The sequence below is a fragment of the Clostridium sp. genome (genome assembly GCF_029258205.1).
Classification (GTDB): Bacteria; Bacillota; Clostridia; order Clostridiales; family Clostridiaceae; genus Sarcina.
The window spans coordinates 26147-48073 of sequence record NZ_JARHZJ010000090.1; the positions used below are offsets into that span (position 1 = coordinate 26147).

14 protein-coding genes and 1 pseudogene are annotated in these 21927 nt (G+C 25.4%); 3 read left to right on the plus strand and 12 right to left on the minus strand.

Translation table 11 applies throughout. The features are described 5' to 3' along the window. Positions 1–289: 289 nt before the first annotated feature. From hisJ to Q1J60_RS11305, 3 genes are all read right to left on the minus strand, one after another. Entirely contained in the window at positions 290–2164 is a 1875-nt protein-coding gene (gene hisJ / locus Q1J60_RS11295; protein WP_300262226.1) for a histidinol-phosphatase HisJ, read from the minus strand. Positions 2165–2347: 183 nt separating this feature from the next. Continuing rightward, positions 2348–3061 carry a M48 family metallopeptidase gene (locus Q1J60_RS11300; RefSeq protein WP_300262229.1) on the minus strand — a complete coding sequence of 238 codons (714 nt, stop codon included), beginning with the start codon at positions 3059–3061 and terminating at the stop codon, positions 2348–2350. Between the two features lie 124 nt (positions 3062–3185). After that, complete coding sequence (locus Q1J60_RS11305; protein ID WP_300262232.1) at positions 3186–3656, minus strand: hypothetical protein; 471 nt, start codon at positions 3654–3656, stop codon at positions 3186–3188. A 326-nt stretch (positions 3657–3982) separates the two neighbouring features. Here Q1J60_RS11305 and Q1J60_RS11310 point away from each other — a divergent pair, with 326 nt between their 5' ends. Next, a complete protein-coding gene (locus Q1J60_RS11310; protein WP_300262235.1) occupies positions 3983–4510 on the plus strand; it encodes a hypothetical protein in 528 nt (175 codons plus the stop codon). 138 nt (positions 4511–4648) lie between these two features. On the opposite strand, the gene fliB is transcribed toward Q1J60_RS11310, so the two are convergent. Together fliB and Q1J60_RS11320 are read right to left on the minus strand one after the other, a co-directional pair. Beyond that, positions 4649–5914: a flagellin lysine-N-methylase gene (gene fliB, locus Q1J60_RS11315; protein ID WP_300262238.1), complete on the minus strand. Its 1266-nt coding sequence runs from the start codon at positions 5912–5914 to the stop codon at positions 4649–4651. Between the two features lie 82 nt (positions 5915–5996). Further along, the gene (locus Q1J60_RS11320) at positions 5997–6737 is read right to left on the minus strand and encodes a hypothetical protein (protein ID WP_300262241.1); all 741 of its coding nucleotides are present in this window, start codon (positions 6735–6737) and stop codon (positions 5997–5999) included. 220 nt (positions 6738–6957) lie between these two features. Between Q1J60_RS11320 and Q1J60_RS11325 the strand changes: the two genes are divergently transcribed. Then, positions 6958–7539: a phosphatase PAP2 family protein gene (locus Q1J60_RS11325; protein ID WP_300262244.1), complete on the plus strand. Its 582-nt coding sequence runs from the start codon at positions 6958–6960 to the stop codon at positions 7537–7539. Between the two features lie 234 nt (positions 7540–7773). Here the strand turns inward: Q1J60_RS11325 and Q1J60_RS11330 are convergent. From Q1J60_RS11330 to Q1J60_RS11360, 7 genes and pseudogenes are all read right to left on the minus strand, one after another. Beyond that, positions 7774–8995 (minus strand): annotated as a pseudogene (locus tag Q1J60_RS11330) (IS256 family transposase). Positions 8996–9228: 233 nt separating this feature from the next. Beyond that, complete coding sequence (locus tag Q1J60_RS11335; RefSeq protein ID WP_300262247.1) at positions 9229–11754, minus strand: SpaA isopeptide-forming pilin-related protein; 2526 nt, start codon at positions 11752–11754, stop codon at positions 9229–9231. A 687-nt stretch (positions 11755–12441) separates the two neighbouring features. Beyond that, the gene (locus tag Q1J60_RS11340) at positions 12442–12639 is read right to left on the minus strand and encodes a winged helix DNA-binding protein (RefSeq protein ID WP_300262250.1); all 198 of its coding nucleotides are present in this window, start codon (positions 12637–12639) and stop codon (positions 12442–12444) included. Further along, entirely contained in the window at positions 12636–12773 is a 138-nt protein-coding gene (locus Q1J60_RS11345) for a hypothetical protein (RefSeq protein ID WP_300262253.1), read from the minus strand. The genes Q1J60_RS11340 and Q1J60_RS11345 overlap by 4 nt, the downstream gene beginning before the upstream one ends. 278 nt (positions 12774–13051) lie before the next feature. Continuing rightward, on the minus strand, positions 13052–13981 hold the full coding sequence (locus Q1J60_RS11350; RefSeq protein WP_300262255.1) for a 2-dehydropantoate 2-reductase: 930 nt from the start codon (positions 13979–13981) through the stop codon (positions 13052–13054). A 35-nt stretch (positions 13982–14016) separates the two neighbouring features. Next, positions 14017–14166 (minus strand): hypothetical protein, encoded by a 150-nt coding sequence (locus Q1J60_RS11355; protein WP_300262258.1) that lies wholly within the window; start codon positions 14164–14166, stop codon positions 14017–14019. Positions 14167–15243: 1077 nt separating this feature from the next. Next, a complete protein-coding gene (locus Q1J60_RS11360; protein WP_300262261.1) occupies positions 15244–19908 on the minus strand; it encodes an NPCBM/NEW2 domain-containing protein in 4665 nt (1554 codons plus the stop codon). Positions 19909–20543: 635 nt separating this feature from the next. On the opposite strand from Q1J60_RS11360, the gene Q1J60_RS11365 reads away from it, so the two are divergent. Continuing rightward, entirely contained in the window at positions 20544–21923 is a 1380-nt protein-coding gene (locus Q1J60_RS11365) for a GntP family permease (RefSeq protein ID WP_300262264.1), read from the plus strand. Positions 21924–21927 lie beyond the last annotated feature (4 nt).

Genomic DNA, 21927 nt, shown 5'->3' on the forward strand with positions numbered 1-21927 from the left:
CCTAAAATCAACACTTATCTAATTTTAAATATTTATTATTCTTTTTCTTTTCAAGCATTATGTTAAGTATAGTATCATCAACATTTTTAAAACCATTTTGTATTAATTTTTCTATGCTTTCAATTGTTTATTCTACATCCTTTGCCACTATTCCATCATTAGCAGTTGCTGATATAACATTCTTAGCTAAATTCGAACATTGTATTGCTACATTAGTTCCTGTTGCAATCTTTATCCTTTGCTCCATAGCATATCAATAACTGAAAGATCTAGAATCATATTATTTATACTATAAAAACTCTTTTATACATTTTATATATTTAGCAGAATGAGAATCACTTCCTAAAACCATAGGTATTCCCTTCTCAATTGCCATTTCTAGAACTTTTCCTTCTATATAAAGTTCATTACACTCTTTTTTTCTTAAACCTGAAATATTAAAATCAAGTTCATATCCTTTTTCTTTTATAATCTCTAATATCATATCTATCTTTGGAATATATTTTTCATAGTTATAAAGAAATTGCTTATTAAACTTTCTTACTAGATTCAAATGTCCTATTCTCTTTGGTTTGTATGGTCCTAAATCACTTTTTAATGCCATAATTAATGTATCATAATATTTATCATATACTTCCTCTAAAGAACCTAAGTCATCTATAATATTTTTAAATTCCTCTACACTAAAATCAATACAATAATATCCTTTATTTCCTTTTATCATATGAACAGATAAGATTCCATCATCTAAGTACTCTCCATATTTATTTAAAAGGCACTTAGTCTCACTTTCATAATCTTCTATGTAATCTACTTCTACTCCAGTATTTACTTTTATCTTATCTTTATACTTTTCTTTTAATACTTGTAACTCTTTTAAATAAGATTCCATTTCTTCTAATTTCATAGCACTATCTTTCAAAGGCGAAGGATCAGTAAAATTTTCTGGAAGTGGTAAATGCTCAGTAAAACTTATTTCATCCAATTTACATTTTATAGCTTTTTCAATATAATCTTCAATATTGTCATCACTACCATGAGGGCAATATTTTGTATGAACATGACCATCTTTATTTTTAAAATTATACTCTTTAATCATATCGTTAAAAAATCTATACCCTCCTTTTTCTCTATTTTTCACTTTATACATAGCTTTATCAGAATTTCTCATCAGTACTTCTATTTTCTCTCCATCATCTGGAAATATTGTTATACCTATTGATGAGTCAATATTACATGTAATATCTCCTATTTTTATTATTTTTCTTAAGGAATTTTGAATATCTTTAACTATTTCTTCAATTTCTTTTCTATCACATATATCCTTTAATATAGCTGAGAATTCATCTCCACCTATTCTTCCTAAAATATCACCTTTTCTTAAACATTTATATACCCTTTTAACTGCACAAACTAGAACTTCGTCACCTACATTATGTCCATAATTATCATTTATTTCCTTGAAACAATCTAAATCTATAAAAAGAACTGCAAATTTCTTATCCATATTTTTACTTTCATTTATAGTATTTCTAAAAGATTTGAAAAACAATCTCATGTTGGGAATATTAGTTAATTCATCATAATTGGCCATTCTATCCAATTTAATCTCCAAATTTTTCCTATTTGTAATATCTTGTCTTGAACCTACTATAAAAACACCATCATCTTCATCTAAAATAGGCAGTAGCTTAGTTAAAAACACCTTTCTTTTTCCATTCAAAACCAAATCATCTTCGAATACAACTACTCTTTTTGCTTCTATACAATTCTTATAATAACTACAGAACTTTTTTCCAATCTCTTCACCAAAAACTTCTTTTGGAGTCTTATTTATAATCTCTTCTCCTTTAAGTCCAAATTCATCAAGATATGCATTGTTATTTCTCACATATCTAAAATTTCCATCCTTAAGCATTTGAACTAAAAATAGAGCATCTTGAGTTCCATTAAAAACTATATAATATTGCTTTAACAAACTTTTTATGTTCTTTAGAGCTTCATATAAAGTATTTTTTCTTTCACAATTTCCGCATAAATTTTCTATTAACTTCAATTCATTTTCTATCTTAAGACTTAAGATATCCATTTTAATATTTTTATCTTCTTTGCTATCTTCATAATTTACTTCATCTATATTTTCTTCTAAATAGTACATTTTCATATCTTCCCCTCACTTATGAAGTATATGATTTAATAATCATAACAAATATAAATTAATATTTCATTAAAAAGATTAACATTTTATCCATATACAGTATATAATATTAGTTTAATAATTTCTATCTTAATAATTATAAAATACTAAAATTATGATAAATATTATTTTTAAGACTATTTAATTGTTTTATATATCCATTCTAATTCCATTATCTTTTAACCAGATTTTCTTTTCTTTATAATTTGGAATAATCTTAGAAACATAAATCCAATAATTCTTTGAATGATTTTTATGAATCATATGCGTCATTTCATGCACAACTATATAATCAATTACCTCTAAAGGTGCCATTATACACCTCCAATTAAAAAGTAAATCATTATAATATGTACAACTACCCCATCTCCTTTTTTGTTCTTTAACCTTTACACTTCTAGCATTCAAAGGATAAAATTTTAAATAGTGTTTAACTCTTTCTTTAATTATCCTTAATCCTTCCTCTCTATACCATAATTCAATTGCTTTCCTTAATTTTTCCTTATTGTATTTATTAATATGAACAACTAATTCTTTTTCTATTAAATTAACAGAAATCTTTTTTAAAAATGGGCTAAACTTTATTTTTAATGGATATTCATTTCCTAAATACATAAATAAATCTCCATCCTTATAGCTTTTTTCAACCTTTTTATAATTACGTTTGCAAGCCTGTTCTTTCTTTTCAATGATCCAATTTCCTTTTTTTCTAACATGACTAATAATAACTTCCTCTGAAATACCAATAGGTGCTCTAACTTTTACTTCTCCCTCAACTGAAATCTCTATACTCATAGTTTTTCTTTTACTTAATATTAATTCAAAATCTATAATCCTCTTTTCATGTTCAAATCTTACTATCATAACAAACCTTTCTATAACTTTTGATCTTTAATTTTTAAGCTTTAAGTTAATTAAAATAATATTCCATAAAAAAGATAGTACAAATAAAATATAAAAAATGCTTCACAAAGTTTTGTGAAGCATTTTAATTATATTTTTTATTTTCTTCCATAATTCTTACTATTCCAGCTATAGAAAACACTATAACTTCTACCATTCCTAGTGAAACAGCTAAAGACATTCCTATGTTTATAATATACTTTATAAGTGATGTATTTAAAACCTCAGTATTAATTACATTTAAAGAAACTAATAATATACCTAAAATAATCATTATACTTATTCCATATTTAAATACACATGAATAAAACTTACTAAAATATTTAAGACTTTTAATTCTATCAGTAAAACCTTTAATCCAAGATGTAAAAGTTAACCCTCGCTTCTTTAAATCCCATATATGGTATCCTAAAGCAAAAATAGTCCATAAAAGAGCAATTCCTGCCAATATTGACTCTTCTAAAGAACTACTTGCTTTTCTTATCATAAATATATAATCAATCATTACAAAAATAGTAATAATCTCAATCTTTAATTTTCTCTCGTAATTTTTCATTATCTCCTCCAAAACTTTTAAATCCTATATAATAAATATTATCAATTTAAAGTTTCTTTGTAAATAAATTTCATTTTATATCTCTAATATAAAGATAATCTTCAGCTTTATCATTTAAATATTAATTGCTTTTTATAATTATTATGGATTAGATTTTGTATTTTCAGCATAATCAAATATAAAATTATATTAATATTAAAAATTTATAAAATTTAAATTATAAAAACCTATAATAACTATAAATAAATCAAATAAGTAAATTTATTTTAGTATAAACAAAAAGATGATATACTTTAGAAAAGATTCTTAAAGTGAGGTGAATATTTATGTTTACAATTAATAATTTCGCTTTTGATTCTATAAAAAAATTAAATGAATTAAAACCATATAACTGTTTAGACATAAGATCATATAAAAAAAATAGAAAAGTAGTTATAGAAAAACTTGAAGATACATTCAATGTATATGAAGATGGATATGAAAAAAGAGAATTCCTTAATATTTCAAAAGAAGAGTTAAAAAAACTTTTAAGAATTATAGAAAAAATTGAATTCCCTAGAAGTAATAAACTTAGAGTATATGTTTTAGAAACAAAAGATCAAAGTACTTGTAGAGCAAACTATAGAGATGAAAGCATTTTTGAAGATGAAGAAGAAAAAATTTCTATATTTATAGAAACATCTTATAGTTCCTATGAAGCAATAAAAAGTTTAATTGAAGACAGTAATGATTTGATTTTAGAAGTAAACTTCGCTCAAAATGTAACTATAAAATCAAAGGTTTCAGATGAAACATACTTAACTTTAAAAAACTACTTAAAAGATAGACAAGATACAAATATGTTTGCATGCTAGTTTATATTGTAAATTATTAAAATATAAACTAAAGCATTAATTTTCACTTGACCTGTATTTTCAATCCTAATGCAATAAAAAACTCCATCCTAAATATAAATAGGACGAAGTTAAAAATTCTCATTTCCATCTACTATTTTAATCTTTTGTAAATACAGGCAGTAAAATTTTAGCAAATTCTAAATTATTAAAATCATGCTCTTTTATATAATTTAATAAGTCAATTAAATAAGTTTTGTGATGCTCTACAACCTTTGAGAAACACTGAATAAATCTTACTACTTCTTCTTTTGAAAGAAATTTATTTAACTTACCTTTATTCTTATTTTTCTTATCATATATATACATACCAACTAAATAAAATCTTATAAATGTATATCTTATAAGCAACATGATATAGCTATCAAATATTGATTCTCTCTCACACAATGGAAATAAATTACTATAAATAAAATTAACTATGTAGTTTTCAAATATATAACTATTTTGCTCTATAAATACTTTTTCATATTCTTCAAAAGCATTTATATACATTTGAACATTTTTAACTAAATAATTTTCTTCATCTAAATTAAATCCTATCTTAACTTCTTTTGAATAATCCTTAAACCTATCACTATCTATATCCTTGTCTATCCTAAGCATAGTAAGTAATTTCTTAAAGAAATCAACTTGAATAACATAATTCATAGAATTTTCTTCATATGAGTCTTGAAGATTATTTATGTCATATTCCTTTATAAAGCTTAAAGTATTATTGTAATTATATTCATACTCATCCTCTAAAGAGTTTATAAATTCACCTAATATGTAAAGTCTTTTATTTAATGAAAACTCTCTATTTTTCATTATATTTATACTAATCTCTCTAATTTCTTTAAGAAACTCTACTGGAAGCCATGACTCTTGATTAACTTTAGTATTAATCTCACTTGATATTATGTGTTTTTCTAAAGTTTCATTACTTTCTGAAAACTCAATACCGTCCTTATTAAGCAAAAGTATTCTAGCAGCCTCTGGACATGCTACATTAATAGACATTTCATAAATTGAATCAATCTTATTGGTTACCCTAGGAAATGATGTACAAACATTTGAAAGATACTCTTCTCCAAGATTAGAATGAATAGCACAGTAGTTATCACTTTTTAAAAATGGACATCTCTTACTTTCTCCTAATTTAACTTTAGCAAAATCAATTTCATCACATTGACACTTCTTATTTTTAATAATATTACTTTCAAGTATATTCTTTATATCATTATTGCTTACACTTTCATACTGCTCAAAAGTAAACTTATCAATATCAACATCCCAGCCTATACAACAGCTATCTTCGCATTTTCCTCCAATACACTTAAACTCTTTAAGATGTATTGGATATCTCATTTTAACATTCTTCATTATATACTTCCCTCTTAAATAAAATAATTTAATTTACTTAATTATTTTATCACACTATATTATCTTATTTTAAAGCCAAATACTAATAAAATTCTTTAATTTTTTTAATCATACTTTCTTTATTTTCTTTTAATTGAGGTATTCTATTTACATTTGCACCAGATGGATGTGGAAATCCCCTAAGTATTTGTCCTTCACTTATAAATCCCTCTTCATTAAGCTTAAATAGTACTTCCTCAACTGCTTTTCCTAAAGGTATCAATAATATATTTTCAAAATCATCTAAACTCTTGATTTCCTCAATAAAGTTCTCATAAACATACTTCATTAAAAAATTACTCTTTATAAGTTTAGGAGTGTGTCCTGTATAATTTGCTTTTTTAACAAAAACAGAATAAGGAATTAAGGATACCGTATGTAATAAATAATCTTTTTTTCCAAAAAGCTCTTCGCAATCATTTATGTTTAATGTCTTACTAAGTTCTATCTCATTTAACATACTAATTATATTTTTTCTTAATGCTCCACTAAAACGCCCTGCAACTTTGCATTTATATTGAATCCCTTTAATATCATTACCAAATTCTAATTCTTTTCTTGCTGTAGCTATAGCTGTGCTCATTTGATTAAAACCTGGAGTTATACCAATTATAAACACCTTGGCATTAGGATTTATATATTCATTATGCGGAGCATAATAAATTTCAATATTTCCATCTTTATCAATAAGAAAATCATCTATTAAAAGTTCTTCTTTTGTATATTTATCTTTTAAAGGAAGCTTTTTAATTGCTTCTTCATAATCATATAATGTCTTTTTCATATTAACATCTCCAAATAATATTCTTACAAAATAAATATAATCTTAATATAATCTCAATTCAACATATATTATTCTTTATTTTTATATAAAAATTAATTTTTTGTAACTTTTGTGTAGTTTCTTAAAAAAACAAAATATATATAATTAATATTAAATGTGTACAAGCATTATAAAAATTTTTAAATATAGCAAATGAAAAAATTATTAAGGAGAAATACATATGAATTTTTGGAATAACATTTTTAACTCTATTAATGGGTTGGCAGGAAAAAATCACTTATTAGATTCAATTATGCTTTTCAGTTCACAAATATTGCCATATATTCTTTTAGGTACAGTAGTTATAGTTTATTTAATAGGTATTATAAGTAAAAAGAAAAAAGCTAGAGGACTAGCTGTTGATACTATTGTTTTTACTGCAATAAATTTACTGTTATCAGCAGTAATAAGTCACTTTTTTTATGCTCCAAGACCCTTTGTAAATGATCCTAATGCAAATCTATTATATCCACACAAGCCAGATTCATCTTTTCCAAGTGATCATGCAGTTGGTAGCATGAGTATAGCTTTAGGATTAAATAGATATAATAAAATTCTTGGAACAATTGAAATAATTCTATCTATATTAATAGGAATTTCTAGAGTATATGTTGGGCACCATTATCCTCAACATGTCGTTGCTTCATTTATACTTGTAATTATACTAAACGTACTTTACATAAAATTCTTAAGCAAAAGTGTTCAAAAAATTTATTTTTCAATTGAAAAACATATACCAATTTTAAATAAATTAGTTAAATAATCTAAAACCTTAAAGTTTAAGATAATTTAAATTAAATTCTAATTTCTATAATATATATTATGATAATCTAGAATAATTTGTGTAATTTAATATTCTGTATCGGTTATATAGCTGGAAATTTTATTTCCAGTTATATTTTTATATTTTTCTTCAAATATTAATAATGAGTTATTATTTTAATTTTATTATGTGCAAATTTTTGAAATATATACTTTAAATGCAACTATATACAAGCTAAATTGCTAGTGCAGTTTCGATTCTCTCCGCAAAAATTATTTCAAATTGTAGTAGAATAGGACTCCTATTTGCTATTGGTGAAGTCCATTTTTTCATCATTTGATCTTTAGCTAAATATAGAGACTTCCTTAGTGATTCGTCTGTTGGAAATACTGTTCTTATCTTAGTAAATTTTCTTAACTGTCTATTGAATCCTTCAAGCAAATTTGTAGTATAAATCATTTTTCTTATACCACTTTAAAAATCAAAGAATGTACTTAAATTATTCCAATTAGAGTACCATGAATCTATGACATTAGCATATTTATAATCCCATTTTTCTTTTAACACGTCTAACTGCGATAACGCTAGTCCCACGGTTTCAGCCGTATATAATAATTTTAAATCCTTCATAAAGTATTTTTTATCCTTGTAAGATATGTATTTTAATGAGTTTCTTATTTGATTAACTATACAATTTTGTATATAAACATTAGGAAATAAAGCTTTTATGGCTTCTGGAAGTCCTCTCAATCCATCCATGCAAGCTATTAATATATCTTTAACACCACGATTATTCAAATCATTACAGACACTTAACCAAAATTTAGCTCTCTCTGCTTCACCAATCCATATTCCAAGAATATCTTTATGTCCATTCATGTCTATTCCTAAACATATATATGCAGTCTTAGATACAATTTTATTATCTTCTCTAACTTTAAAATGAATTGCATCCATATATACAATTGGATATACCTTATCAATCATTCGGTTTTGCCATTCGGCAACAGCTACGAGAACTTTATCTGTTATATGAGAAATAGCCGATGTAGACAGTTCAATTCCATATAATTCTTCCATTTCTGATTGAATATCTCTAGTAGACATTCCTCTGGCATATAATCCAATAATTTTCTGGTCAAATTCATTACAATCTTTTTTATTTTTTTACTGAAACAGGGTTAAAGTCACCGTTTCTATCACGTGGAATATCTAATTCCACATCTCCGTAACTACTTCTAACAGTTTTGTTTTAAGTGCCATTTCTATAATTTTTAGAATTTTCTTCAGAACATCTTTCATATTTAGTTCTACCTAGGTGTTCTTCCATCTCGGCATCTAACAATTGTTGCATAACATCTTTAAATAGTCTTTTTATCAATCTATTCTTACCAACTAAATCTTCAACTGATTTACAATTTTTAATTTCTTCTTGATAATTGATTTCTTTACTCATTTGAAATCCTCCTTAAAATATTAAGAATATTATTACAAATTTTCCAGCTAAGTATTCAAAAACTGTAGAGAAATTAATATATAAAAAAGAAAGTAGGTAGTTTTATTTTTTAATAAAACTACCTACTTTCTTTTTTAGTTATTAAGATTTTTTCAAAATATATATAAATTAATTGTAATTTAATATTTACATATATTTAAATAATAATATCAATTTAAATTCATTTATAATCATTAACTTCTAGTGTTACTAATGTCTTTTTTACTCTTTTTTCCTAATATCAATAGAGCAATTGAGCATATTAATATTATAGCAAAATATTCTATACCACTTGATGCTTCTCCAGTTTTCGGTAAATTTGACTTAACTTTAGTATTTTCAGAAGTTTTTATTTTTTCTGGTTTTGCTGTATCTTCACAATCATCAACTTTTTCCATATACTTATCTACCATTACAACTGGTGCATCACCTTTTACTTCTGCTCCATCATCTAATACTTTACCATCTTTATCAGATATAAAGTTAATTAATGGTGATAATGAATATCCATCTACCATTACAATTAGCGCATCACCTTTTACTTCTTTCCCATCAGCTACTACTTTACCATCTTTATCAATTGTAAAATTAATTGCTGTTGCTACTTCGTATCCATTCGGTGCTGCTGTTTCTACCAATTTGTAACTTCCAGGTTTTACTATGAATTTTTTTTCTTCTCCTGTTGATACCCATTCTTCTACTAAGCTTCCATCTTCTTTTTGTAGTTGGATTGTTGCTCCTTCTAATTCTTTTCCAGCTACATCTCTTTTAGAGAATTTAACTGTTTGGTCTGAATATCCATCTATCATCTTAACTGTAGAATTTTCTTTTGAAATCCATTTACCATTTTCTTTTACTTCAAGCTTACCTTCATGAGTTACTCCAAATGTAATACTTTCTGCCTTCTCGTACCCATTTGGTGCTTGAGTTTCTATCATGGTATAAACACCTTCTTTTAGCTTAAGCTTTTCTTGTGTTTTACTGGATGTCCACTCTTTTACTAACTTACCACTTTCGTCTTCACCTTCAACTACTTTTAATTTAGCTCCAACTAGTTCTTCAGTTCCATTTACTTCAACTTTACTAAAATAAACTTCTTTTTCTACTGGTAAGTATACATTTGTTATAGTATAGCCGGTTTTAGAATCTCCTGTAACATTTACATTATATGTATTATTTTCTATTTCAACTTTTCCTGATACTGTTCCTTCTTCTTGCACTGTATATGTTATTCCTGTCTTATCTATAACATTATCTACTACTGGTAGGTCTGTAAATTCTCCACTCCAGTTGTTATTTTTATTTAGAGTTATACTCTTATCAGTTTTTTGGCCATTCTTATATAGGAATACTTTTACTTCTGGAGCTCTATCCTTTTTAATCCCTTTCCATTTCTTTGTTACTGATACTTTTGTTTTTGCTGGGTTAAGTGTTAACTGTTTTAAAGCATCTACCATCTTAACTGTAGAATTTTCTTTTGAAATCCAATTGCCGTTTTCTTTTACTTCAAGCTTACCTTCACTAGTTACTCTAAATGTAATACTTTCTGCCTTATCATAACCATTTGGTGCTTGAGTTTCTATCATGGTATAAACACCTTTTTTTAGCTTAATCTTTTCTTGTGTTTCACTTGATGTCCACTCTTTTACTAACTTACCACTTTGGCTTTCACCTTCAACTACTTTTAATTTAGCTCCAACTAGTTCTTTGGTTCCATTTACTTCAACTTTACTAAATAACACTTCTTTTGATAAATCATCAATTACATTTAATTTTAAAACTTCACTTTTTTGGTCATTTTCATTTAAATTAAGTACACCTATCTTTTGACTTTTATCTAAAACTTCTACATATCTTTTACCTATATCTTGGTGTCTAATTAAGTTTAAAGTTACATCTTCAACATTATTTAAATTATTATTTTTAGCAACTATATGAATTTTATTATCTTTAATACTTGCTTTTATGTCTTTAGATGAAGTAATCTCTTTATAAATATTAAGCTTATTATTCTTTTCTGTAATATCTATACCCTTTATTAAATCACTTTTTTTAACATTTATAGTATTATCTTTAATCTCTAAATTATTATAATAAAAATCAGGTTTAAACTTCTTGTTTTTATAGTATAAATCAACTTTATCTTTAATTTGTTTTTTCATACTTTCTACTTTTTGTGAATCCCAATATGGATAAGCATAATGATTTTTATCAAGAATATAAAGTTGTGAAAAATCTTTATAACCAAGTTCTTCCCAAATTAATATTTGAGTTGCAATATACCAATTATTGTCTGTACAATCTTTATTATCTGGATTTCCATACCCATAATGTGAATATAATGCTATTTTTTCTTCTTGATTAGAAGTTAATTTCAAATTAGAATTTTTAAAATCTTCTGCCTTATAACCATCTAAATTTTTAGTATTTACTCCAACCTCAGGCTCTAAGCAATAGACAGGCTTTCCATTTAAAAGTATTTTAGAAATACCAACAATATGTTGTTTACTAAAATTACCTGTAGAAGGATTATATACTAAAATCTTTTTTCCATCTTTATCTTTGGCATCAATAATAACAATTTCATTACCATTAATTAAATTAGATTCGATAGTAAATTTGTTGTTATCTTGAGCAAATGTTATAAAATCTTTTGGTAAAACACTTAATCCCATCATAAAAATTGTAAATAATGAAATAAATCTTTTCAATCTTTCCATAAATTCCTCCTTTTGTAATAATATAATCTGTCAATTTAAATGAATATTTCTTTTTTCAATTATTTAAAATAAAATAAATTTTATAAAAAAATTTATTTTCATAAAAAATGCGAAAAAAGTAATAAATAAAATTAATTTAATAATTCCTAATTGTCATTTAAAAAAACTATTTAAATTTTGATTTGACAATAAGGATAATCAAAAATATCAATGTAAAAAGTATGATAAATAATCCTTTTTTGATTTCGTCCCTCATGGATTATTAAATGGTTCTACACCTTCCGAAGTACTGATTTTAGTACTAATTATTTAAATAAAAATAATTGGTTTATTGCTACTTAAATTATTGATATCTTTGATTAACCTACAAAAATCAAATCACCTTTTAAAGTTTTATCATGAAAAAATTTATTTAATATTATATAAAATTTAAATAATGATTAATTTTACCAACAGTTAAGCTATTTTTCATAATAACCTAACATGTTCAAATACTTTAAATAACTAAATCAATATTCTAATCTATTATTAAAAATAATAAGTAAGTTTGATATATAATTATTAATCTAAAATCATAATAAGTTGTACATTTTTTCTTGTTTTAAAATATGATAACTTTTTATTTAATTTTAAAAATTATATTTTATTCATACTCCAATATTCTTGCAGATTCATTTGTTAATTTAGTTAAAAATTATATTCCTCTTCTCCAAGTATCTCTTTATAACGATTATGTAACTTTAATCTGTATTTTTGTATATCCTCTTGTATTTTTTCTCCACTATCAGTTAGATATATATGGGTTAACTTCCCTTCTGATTTCCTTTCCACCAATCCATTTATAACTAATTTATCTATAAGTCTAGTTATTGTAGACGGCTTCAAATGAAGCTACTCACATAATTCTTTTGAGTTATTCCTGGTTTAAAATTTACACCAAGAAGTATATATACATATGTTGGAGATATTCCTAATGGTTTTAATTCATCTTCAGCTATTTTAGCTACTATTTTTTTCAATCTGGTTGCAGTTAAAAACAAGCACTGGCAAAAATTTTCTTCAAGGCATTATATACTCAATCCTAACCGCTTAAAATTTATTTATATATTATAATAAATATAAGTATTTAAATTTGCAATCAAATTAATTCCATTTTTTTTAATTAAATGAAATTTTATTATACTATTATTTTATAATTAAAATAATTATTTAATTATATAATTATAAAATATAAAAAGTTGATTTCTATAAAATATAAAAATCAACTTCTTAAAATAACTATATTTATTATATATTCTTATTTAATAAGTAATTGCTCTTTTGCATGAACAAGTGTAGTAAGTAAGTCATTATATGGTGTATTTATATTAAACTCTTTGCCTTTTCTTGATACATAACCATTTATATAATCTATTTCTGTAAGACGATTATTTTGTATTAAATCTTGATGCATTGATGGATAATGAGCTCCAGCTTGACTTGGATCATATATTGCTTCTATTCCTCTTGCAACCTCTTCAATATCTAACTTCACTCCATATTTAGCTGCAACTTCAGCAAATTCTTTTATTATATTACGTATAAGTTGTGGAGCTTCCTTTAGTTCACCAAATTCTTTAATATTACAATCTAAAATTGTACATCCACTATTTAAAGTTCCATTTACACAAGCTTTACGCCATATTGAAAATAGTACATTTTCACTATAGTGAACTTTTAATCCTGCATTACTTAATATATGGCAAATTTCTTTTGCTTCCACTTCCATACTTGGATCAATATTTTGAACTTCTAGACTTCCGCTTCCTGTTAATACAACATGTCCTGGCCCTTTTAACCCAGCTGTCCATAAAGTTACTCCCATAAGTATGTTTTTACTATCAACATATTTTGCCACAGTTTCATTATGTCCTAATCCATTTAATAGACATAATACTTTTGTATTTTTTCCTAATATATCTTTTATAGATTCTAACATTGGTTCTAATCCCATAGATTTAGTAAATAATATTATTAACTCTGGAATTTCCTTAGCATCTTGAGGTAGCATTGCTGGTATTTTTACTTTTTTAATTTCTCCATTTTCCTCAACAGTTAATCCATCTCTATTTATAGTATCTATATGATCTTTCCATGCATCTATTAACATAACTTCATTTCCAGCTTCATGCAGCATATATCCATAACGTGATCCCATTGCTCCTGCTCCAACAATTCCGATTTTCATTTCAATCAACTCTCCTCTTTTATCTTTTTTATAAATTAAATATATTTAAAAATATTTTCATCATATAAATGTATAACTTTTCTACAAAACCACTCAATAATAAATGCTCCTACAAAATGTATTACGAAGAATGCCAATATCACTACTAATATATCATTTGTAGCTCCAGTAGTATTTATAGCCACTAAAGGCTCATCATATTTCTCTTCTTCCTATTATAAAAATTTTTTTAAGTTGCAATCTATAGCAATACAAATTTCATTAAATAGTATCTCTAAAAAACATTTATTATACTAAGACTTTGTTTATTTTTTATCATTTGTATTTTTATAAATTTTTATTTTAAAATCATTTTTTGTAAATCACTAGTAATTATATAAAAATCAATAGTTTTAACATATGAATTTATACATTTTTTTACTTTATTTGTATGTATAACTAATTTTCCCGCTATAAATATACCATAACATAAACATAAATTGCAATACGTTTAAGATATGAAGGTTAAAAATATAACAAATCATTATGCAAAATTAATATTTTTATTCTTTATAGATCAATTGATTTTATAATATCTAACCCTTCTTCTCTTAATTCTGAAGTTATACCATCTTTATTTATTTATTATTCTTAAAAAGTCAGTTAACATGTTGATTCTTTCAGAATCAATAACCTTTGCTTATCCATCTTTTAATATTACTTTTTTATTTTCCATATATAAATTTTAATAGCACAATAAATTTTTGCTAGATACTTCCTCCTTTTCACTTGATTATTGTCTCTATTATAATGCTATTATAAATTTAAAGTTGTTATTTAAAATATGACTGGGGTCACATTAAAAAATTTAAAGAAGAAAATAAAATATTATATCTATTTCCCGCTAGTGGAATTTTAATAGTACTACCAATATCTACGTTATTAATGGCTGTATTAGTATTTAGATAAGCATTATTTTTACTTCCATCAACTGATATATATAATGGGAATGGGATAAGTAAAATATAGATTTATTAAATTAAGAAAAATAACTAATATTTTTAATGATTTGCAAAGTTTTATATAAATTTTCAATAAAATTCTTATAAGCTTGTCTTAAAAATCTTGATTTATCTTAGTTTTTAATATGTATAACTATTAAAAACTATTGTACATAAAAGAGGTATATCAAAACACAGTTTGATATACCTCTTTCAAGCTTACAACTATTTATAATAATACTCTAAATTATTTTTATATTATCAAAATAATATCTATAATACTTATTTATTTTTCTTTCTCTTCAATATCCTTGTTCCCCATATACCTATACTAGATAAAGCAGAAAGTACTAATATAAATGCAATATTTTTTAAATTTTTATTCTTTTCTACATTTGTATAAGAAGAATTATTCACATGATTTTCTGTATCTTTAGAGTCTTTTGACTTTTCATCACTAACGGTATCGACTGCTCCTTTAGATTCAGATGATTCATTCTTAGTTTCATTTGATATATTACTATCTGCGCTACCTACATTTATATTATTTGAAGTATTGTTATGCATATCTATATTATTATTAGTATTATTATTATTATTAGTATTATTATTATTGTTATTAGTAGTATTATTACCACCAATTATTACATTCTCACTTGGCTTATCTGTTATATTTGAATCTTGTAAATTATTATTACTACTATTATTGTTTGGGTCTTCAACTACAACTCCATTATTTACACTACCATTTTTATCACTACTATCTGGTCTATTAACTATGCCAGCATCTGAATCTTTTTTTATCCAATCCACAGTAACTGGAACTTCAAATTCATATCCTGTACTCTTAAGTCTAAGCTTAAATATAAATGTCTTATTTTCATTAAATAAATAATATGGTTTTCCATCATTATTTAGAACTTCAACTTCATTAGGATTTATATCTAAACACGCCTTAACTTCTTGTCCTTTTTTATCATTAATATTTTCAAAATTAATGAAATTGTCCTTTTTACTCTTATCAATCCATGTTACTTTAGCTTCTGCCACTCCAACATTTCCAGCTTCATCTACAAATTCAAACTTATAACACCCATTATCTTTAAATGTATATGAATCTGAACCACCATTTAACATAGTAACTTTTTTACTTATATTGCTTAACTTTGCTGTAACATTGTCTTTAGTCCAAGTATTAATATCATAAACTACTGTAGCAGTAGGAGCTACTTTATCTATCCAATTTACTGCTGTCGGTACAATTGTAGTATTACCAGCTTTGTCTTTAATTATAAAGTTAAACACTCCATTTTCTTTGAAGGTATATGATGCTTTTCCATTGTTATTTTCAATGTACTCACCTTCTTGTAAGTCACCTATAGTAACTGTAACATCCTTGTTAGTTTTATTAGTTTCACTATAACTAACTTTGACAACAGGTCTTTCTTTATCTATCCAACTTACAGCTACAGGTATTTTAGTTATATTTCCTGCTTTATCTTCTAGTTCAAACTCAAAACTTCCGTTCTCTTTGAAGGTATATGAAGCTTCACCATTATTATTTTTTACCTTTGCATCTGGTGATATATCATTTAATGTCACTATAACATTTCCATTAGTAGGATTTTTAGTACTATAAACCACTGTTGCTTTTGGTGCTTCTTTATCTATCCAATCCACTGTAGCATCTATAGTTTTTTCTTCTCCATCTATATCTGTATATCTAAATGTGTGAGTCCCATTACCAGTAAATGTATAAGTATTATCTCCAATTATAGTACATCCTTTCGGAAGTGTAATTGTTGCAATTACATCATCTTTTGTAGGATTTGCACTTGAATACTTAATAGTTGGGTTAGAATCATAATTTTTAGTTGCATCCTCATAGAAATTTAACATATTACCTGAAAAATACATATCACATTCCCCTGGAGTATTTCCATATGTATTATCAGCAACAATTTTTATGTATCTACAAGCAGTAGGCTTATCTAAATTTAATACTTTAAGAGTATTATCCCTAGCTAAATCTTTAAATGTACCTGATTGAGTCCACTCTTTTCCATCTAAGCTTGTATATATTTTCCCATTTTTTAATTTACCATTATTTCCAAGAGATAAATATTCTAATGAAGTTATATATCTTACTTTATCTAACTTAACTGTATAGAATTTATCCTTTTCTCTTTTTCCAAAAGTAGTATGCCAACTTGTATTAGGTGTACCATCTATAAAATTAGTAGCAGCATGATTTTTGTCATTTTGTGAGCTATATTCTGTAACATGTATATTTTTTAATTGAACATACTTTCTTGTATCTGTATCAGTATCTTTTGTAAATTTATAATCAAATTCATTACTCTTTAGATAATTTCCATGAGCCTTATATCTAACCTTTACAGATTTATCTCCATCAAATCTAATACTTCCTTCTGAATCATTTGCATTATTTCTAGAAGAATCAGATTTATCAATAGGATAATCACACCATGTTTTACCATTATCAAGGCTAAATTCTAAATTATCTAAATTACCTATAAGTGCATTTTCTAAATCATTTGCATATATAACCGAATTATCAATTTTTTTACCTGGTAATATGTCTATTGTATAAGTAACATTATCACCTACTAGTCCAACTATTATATTGTTTTCAGCATTTATAGAATTTAATTCCTCACTACTTAATTCTATAACCTGATTATCTGTTTCTTTCCAATTTTTACCTCCATCAAGACTATATTTAACTCTTATTGATGAACCCTCGTATTTAGGATTTATAACTATTTTATTAGCATTATTTCCATCAAAAGAGAATGTCGCTAATTCATTAGATTTTTTATTCAAGTAAAAATCAGCCAATTGCTTACATGCTTGAACATTAGAAGTTAATTCTGGAGTTGCATTAGATGCCTTTATTAAAGCTTGATGAATTAATAAGTCCAACTGAGCTATATTAGCTTTATCAGTTATATTATCTTTAAGCTTATCTAATAATTCCATCATAACCTGAGGATAATATGTAAAATCACTTATAATTTCTTTTGCAAGGTCTAAATATGTGCTAGTTTGTATAGTATTATCTTTTTTATAACTATCAATAAGGCCATTCATAGAATCTAAGTTTATTTTTTGATATTTTAAAGCCTCTTTATAAATTGATTCTTTAATTTTATTATCACTATAACTATCAGCTAGCAAATTAAGCATAGTTGCCTTTAAATAATTTTCAGAATCATAAACGGCATCAGTTGCTAAAACAACATAACTTGCATTATGCCAACTAACTTTACTCCAATCTCCTACTCCCCAATTAAGCATTCTATCATCAAATTGATTTCCTGTTTGTGTCCAACCAGAAACATCATTTTGCAACATCCATTCATACCTTTTATTTTTATTATGCCATCCATATGTTATAGAGGCAGCATGTCCAGGTTGTCCGCAAGGACTTGAAGGTCTCCCAAAAACCTCAGATAAAACTGAATATGTTTGAGCTAATCCTCCACAAACAGATCCTTCTTCAAAAACCATCCAAAGTCTATGAATACCTTTTTGACCAAAATCATTATAATATTTACTAAAATCGTACTTGTCATTATAATAATTAAAATTTTTTTTATCAAAGAATTTAGGATTATCATAATTATATCCATCTCTATATTGGATATAGTTATACGCATCTAAGAATTTTTTACCCATATTTTTTTGTTTAAGTGCATAGTCTGCTAACCATAAAATTTCATCATCATTTAAACGAGTATCTACATCCCATCTCATTAAAGGTATTGGTAAATCCTTAAATTGTTTAGTCGACCACTTACCAAAATTCTCTTGTTTCCCAGCTTCATCCATTTTACCAAGTTCAATTAATTTCTTAAATGCTTCATATCTTTTTACTGAATCTACTGGCTTATCACTAGATACCCAAAACTTTACCATTTCTTCTCTAGCAAAAGCCAATGAGATACTTATAGCTAGTCTTAAATTAAAATTATCATCTGCATTATTTTTTAATTCATCCTTATATTTAGCGTATATGTCGCAGAAGTATCTTAAACTTCTTTGGTAGCTACCACCAATATTTACAGGACCACCAGTAATAAAGTATTTTAATGCTAATTCATTATTAAGCAAATAATCTATTGCATCAGCATAATCTTTTGATTTACTTGCTATTCTTTGTATACTTTCATATCCTACTCTGTTAACAAATGCTCTTCTTAAAATCATCATTTGGTTGTGTTGCATATTATATTCTACTCCTTTTGAAGAAAGAATATCATCATAATATTTTAAAGGATGTAAATTATCAATTTTAACGCCTGCTAAACTATAATCGTCTTTTACAAGTTTAGCATCCCCATATACAGAATGGTCATTACCATTATTTTTATTTTGATCAGCACATAATTTTATATAGTTTGCTCCATTTAAATTTATATCTACATACTTCGCCTCTTCATTTCCTTTTACAACACCTGAATCTTCAACCAAATCCCATTTTTTTCCATCTTTTGAAGTATATATTTTAAAAATTACACCGTCTCCTTTTGCCCCTTGTCTACTATCTATTCCAAGATAAGAAACAAACCTAGTATATTTATCTTTATATTTAGATATGTCGTACACTAATGTAGAAGGTGCATGACATCCCATACCTTTGTTAAACTCTACTGTCTCACCATCAACATTTAAACTTATTTTTTTACCATCTGTATTTAAATCTTTCATTATAGACCCATAGCCTACGCTAGAATCTTTTTTTATATAATCTATATCTGATAAATATATTTCTTTTTTCGCTTCATCATTCTGAGTTTCACTACTATAATTACTTTGTAGTTCTTTAGCACTTACAAGTTGCGTAGATTCTGATAAAGTAGTTAACACTATAGAACTAGTTAATCCAACAGCAATTATCTTTTTAATCTTCTGACTATTCATATTAGCCTCCTCCTTTTTTGCATTTTCGATCTGTTAAGTTAAATTGATTTTGATATACCATATTAAATACTTATTTTAAAAATAGACATTTCAAACTTATAAATTTTATATAATTTCCTTATAATCTTCTATATTTTTTTACTTCTCTCCATAGTAAAAACGCATTTTATCAAACTAGCTAAATATTATTTTACATAGTTCAATAAAACGTGTCTACTATTTTATACTAACATCACTCTTATTATTTTTTAAATATAATTCAATTCTTATTAGCATAGAAAATCTTTCTGATTTTCCATGTAATAAAAAAATAACTTTTATACAATAATATTACAACATATATCGGTAAACGATTAACAAAGAAGCTATTTCGCATTATTCACCTGTTTGTTTTGTTTAATATAAATTATTATATGATATAATATTTTATCTAATTAATATTATTAAATCAACCCTATAAATTTATAAATATAAAATAAAAAAATAATAAATGAATTTAAATAAGGAAAGGAGTTTGAGCTGTATCAAAATATAAATATAAAACTCAAAAACATATTTTTATAATTACTAAATTATCTTTATATCCATTATGAGTTTTATAAAAATTTATTTTAAAATACAGCTATTTAATCACAATGATAAATATCTTAGGTTTAATATTATCCTTAATACTTATAATGTATCTTGCGTATAAAGGATACTCAACAATAATAACAGCGCCAATTGTGGCATTATTAACTATATTGCTTACTACTGGGTTAAAGGGACATTTAATGGCTAGCTATACAGAAATATACATGGCAGGCTTTGCAAGTTTTATAAAGAACTATTTCCCTCTTTTTATGACAGGAGCAATTTTTGCAAAATTAATGGAAGAAGTAGGTTATGCTAAATCAATAGCACACTTTATAACTAAAAAAATTGGAAAAGAAAAATCAATATTATCAGTTGTTCTTTCTGGAGCATTACTTACTTATGGTGGTGTTTCCTTATTTGTAGTTGCATTTATTCTTTATCCAATTGCCTCTACATTATTTAGAGAAGCTGATATTCCTAAAAGACTTATACCTGGAACAATAGCTCTTGGGGCATTTACTTTTACAATGACTGCTCTGCCAGGTTCACCAGAAATTCAAAATGTTATACCAATGAAATATTTTGGTACAGATACTTTTGCAGCACCATTTATAGGACTATTAGCAAGTATTATAATGCTAACTCTTGGTATGATATGGCTTACAAGACGTGCAAAATCAGCTAAAGCTAATGGTGAGGGATATGGAAATCATAATGATTCAGTAGTTAATGAAAACTATGAAAATTTACCTAGTATATTTAAAGCAATAATTCCTATAATAATAATTTTTATAGCTAATTTATTCTTTTCAAAAGTTTATTATGAAAATGTAGATGGAAGTTATCTTAAAGAATTTAATACAACTTTAAGTAATGTTTCTGGAACTTGGAGCGTAATAATTGCTATAGTTTTAGCTGACTTATTTTTAATAATAACTAATTTTAAGAAAATAAAAAACTTAAAATCAGTATTAGATAAAGGTGTTACTAACTCATTTAAACCACTATTAAATTCTAGTGCCATAGTTGGATATGGAAGTGTAATAAAGTCACTAGCTGTATTTACTCTTATACAATCTGTAATATTTGGTATTTCATCAAACCCAATAATCTCTGAAGCTTTGTCAGTTAACTTAATATGTGGACTTACAGCCTCAGCTTCTGGAGGACTTGGAATATCTTTAGATGCCCTTGCTCCAACATACTTACAGATGAGTAAAGCTATGAATATTTCACCAGAAATTCTTCATAGAATAGCTTCTCTATCTTCTGGAGGATTAGATACTCTTCCTCATAATGGAGCAGTTATTACTACTCTAGCCATTTGTAGTTTAACTCATAAAGAAGCTTATAAGGATATATTTGTAACATCTGTCCTTATTCCTATATTTACAACAGCGATAATAGTCTTATTAGTTTCTATAAAATTTGCTGTTTAATAAT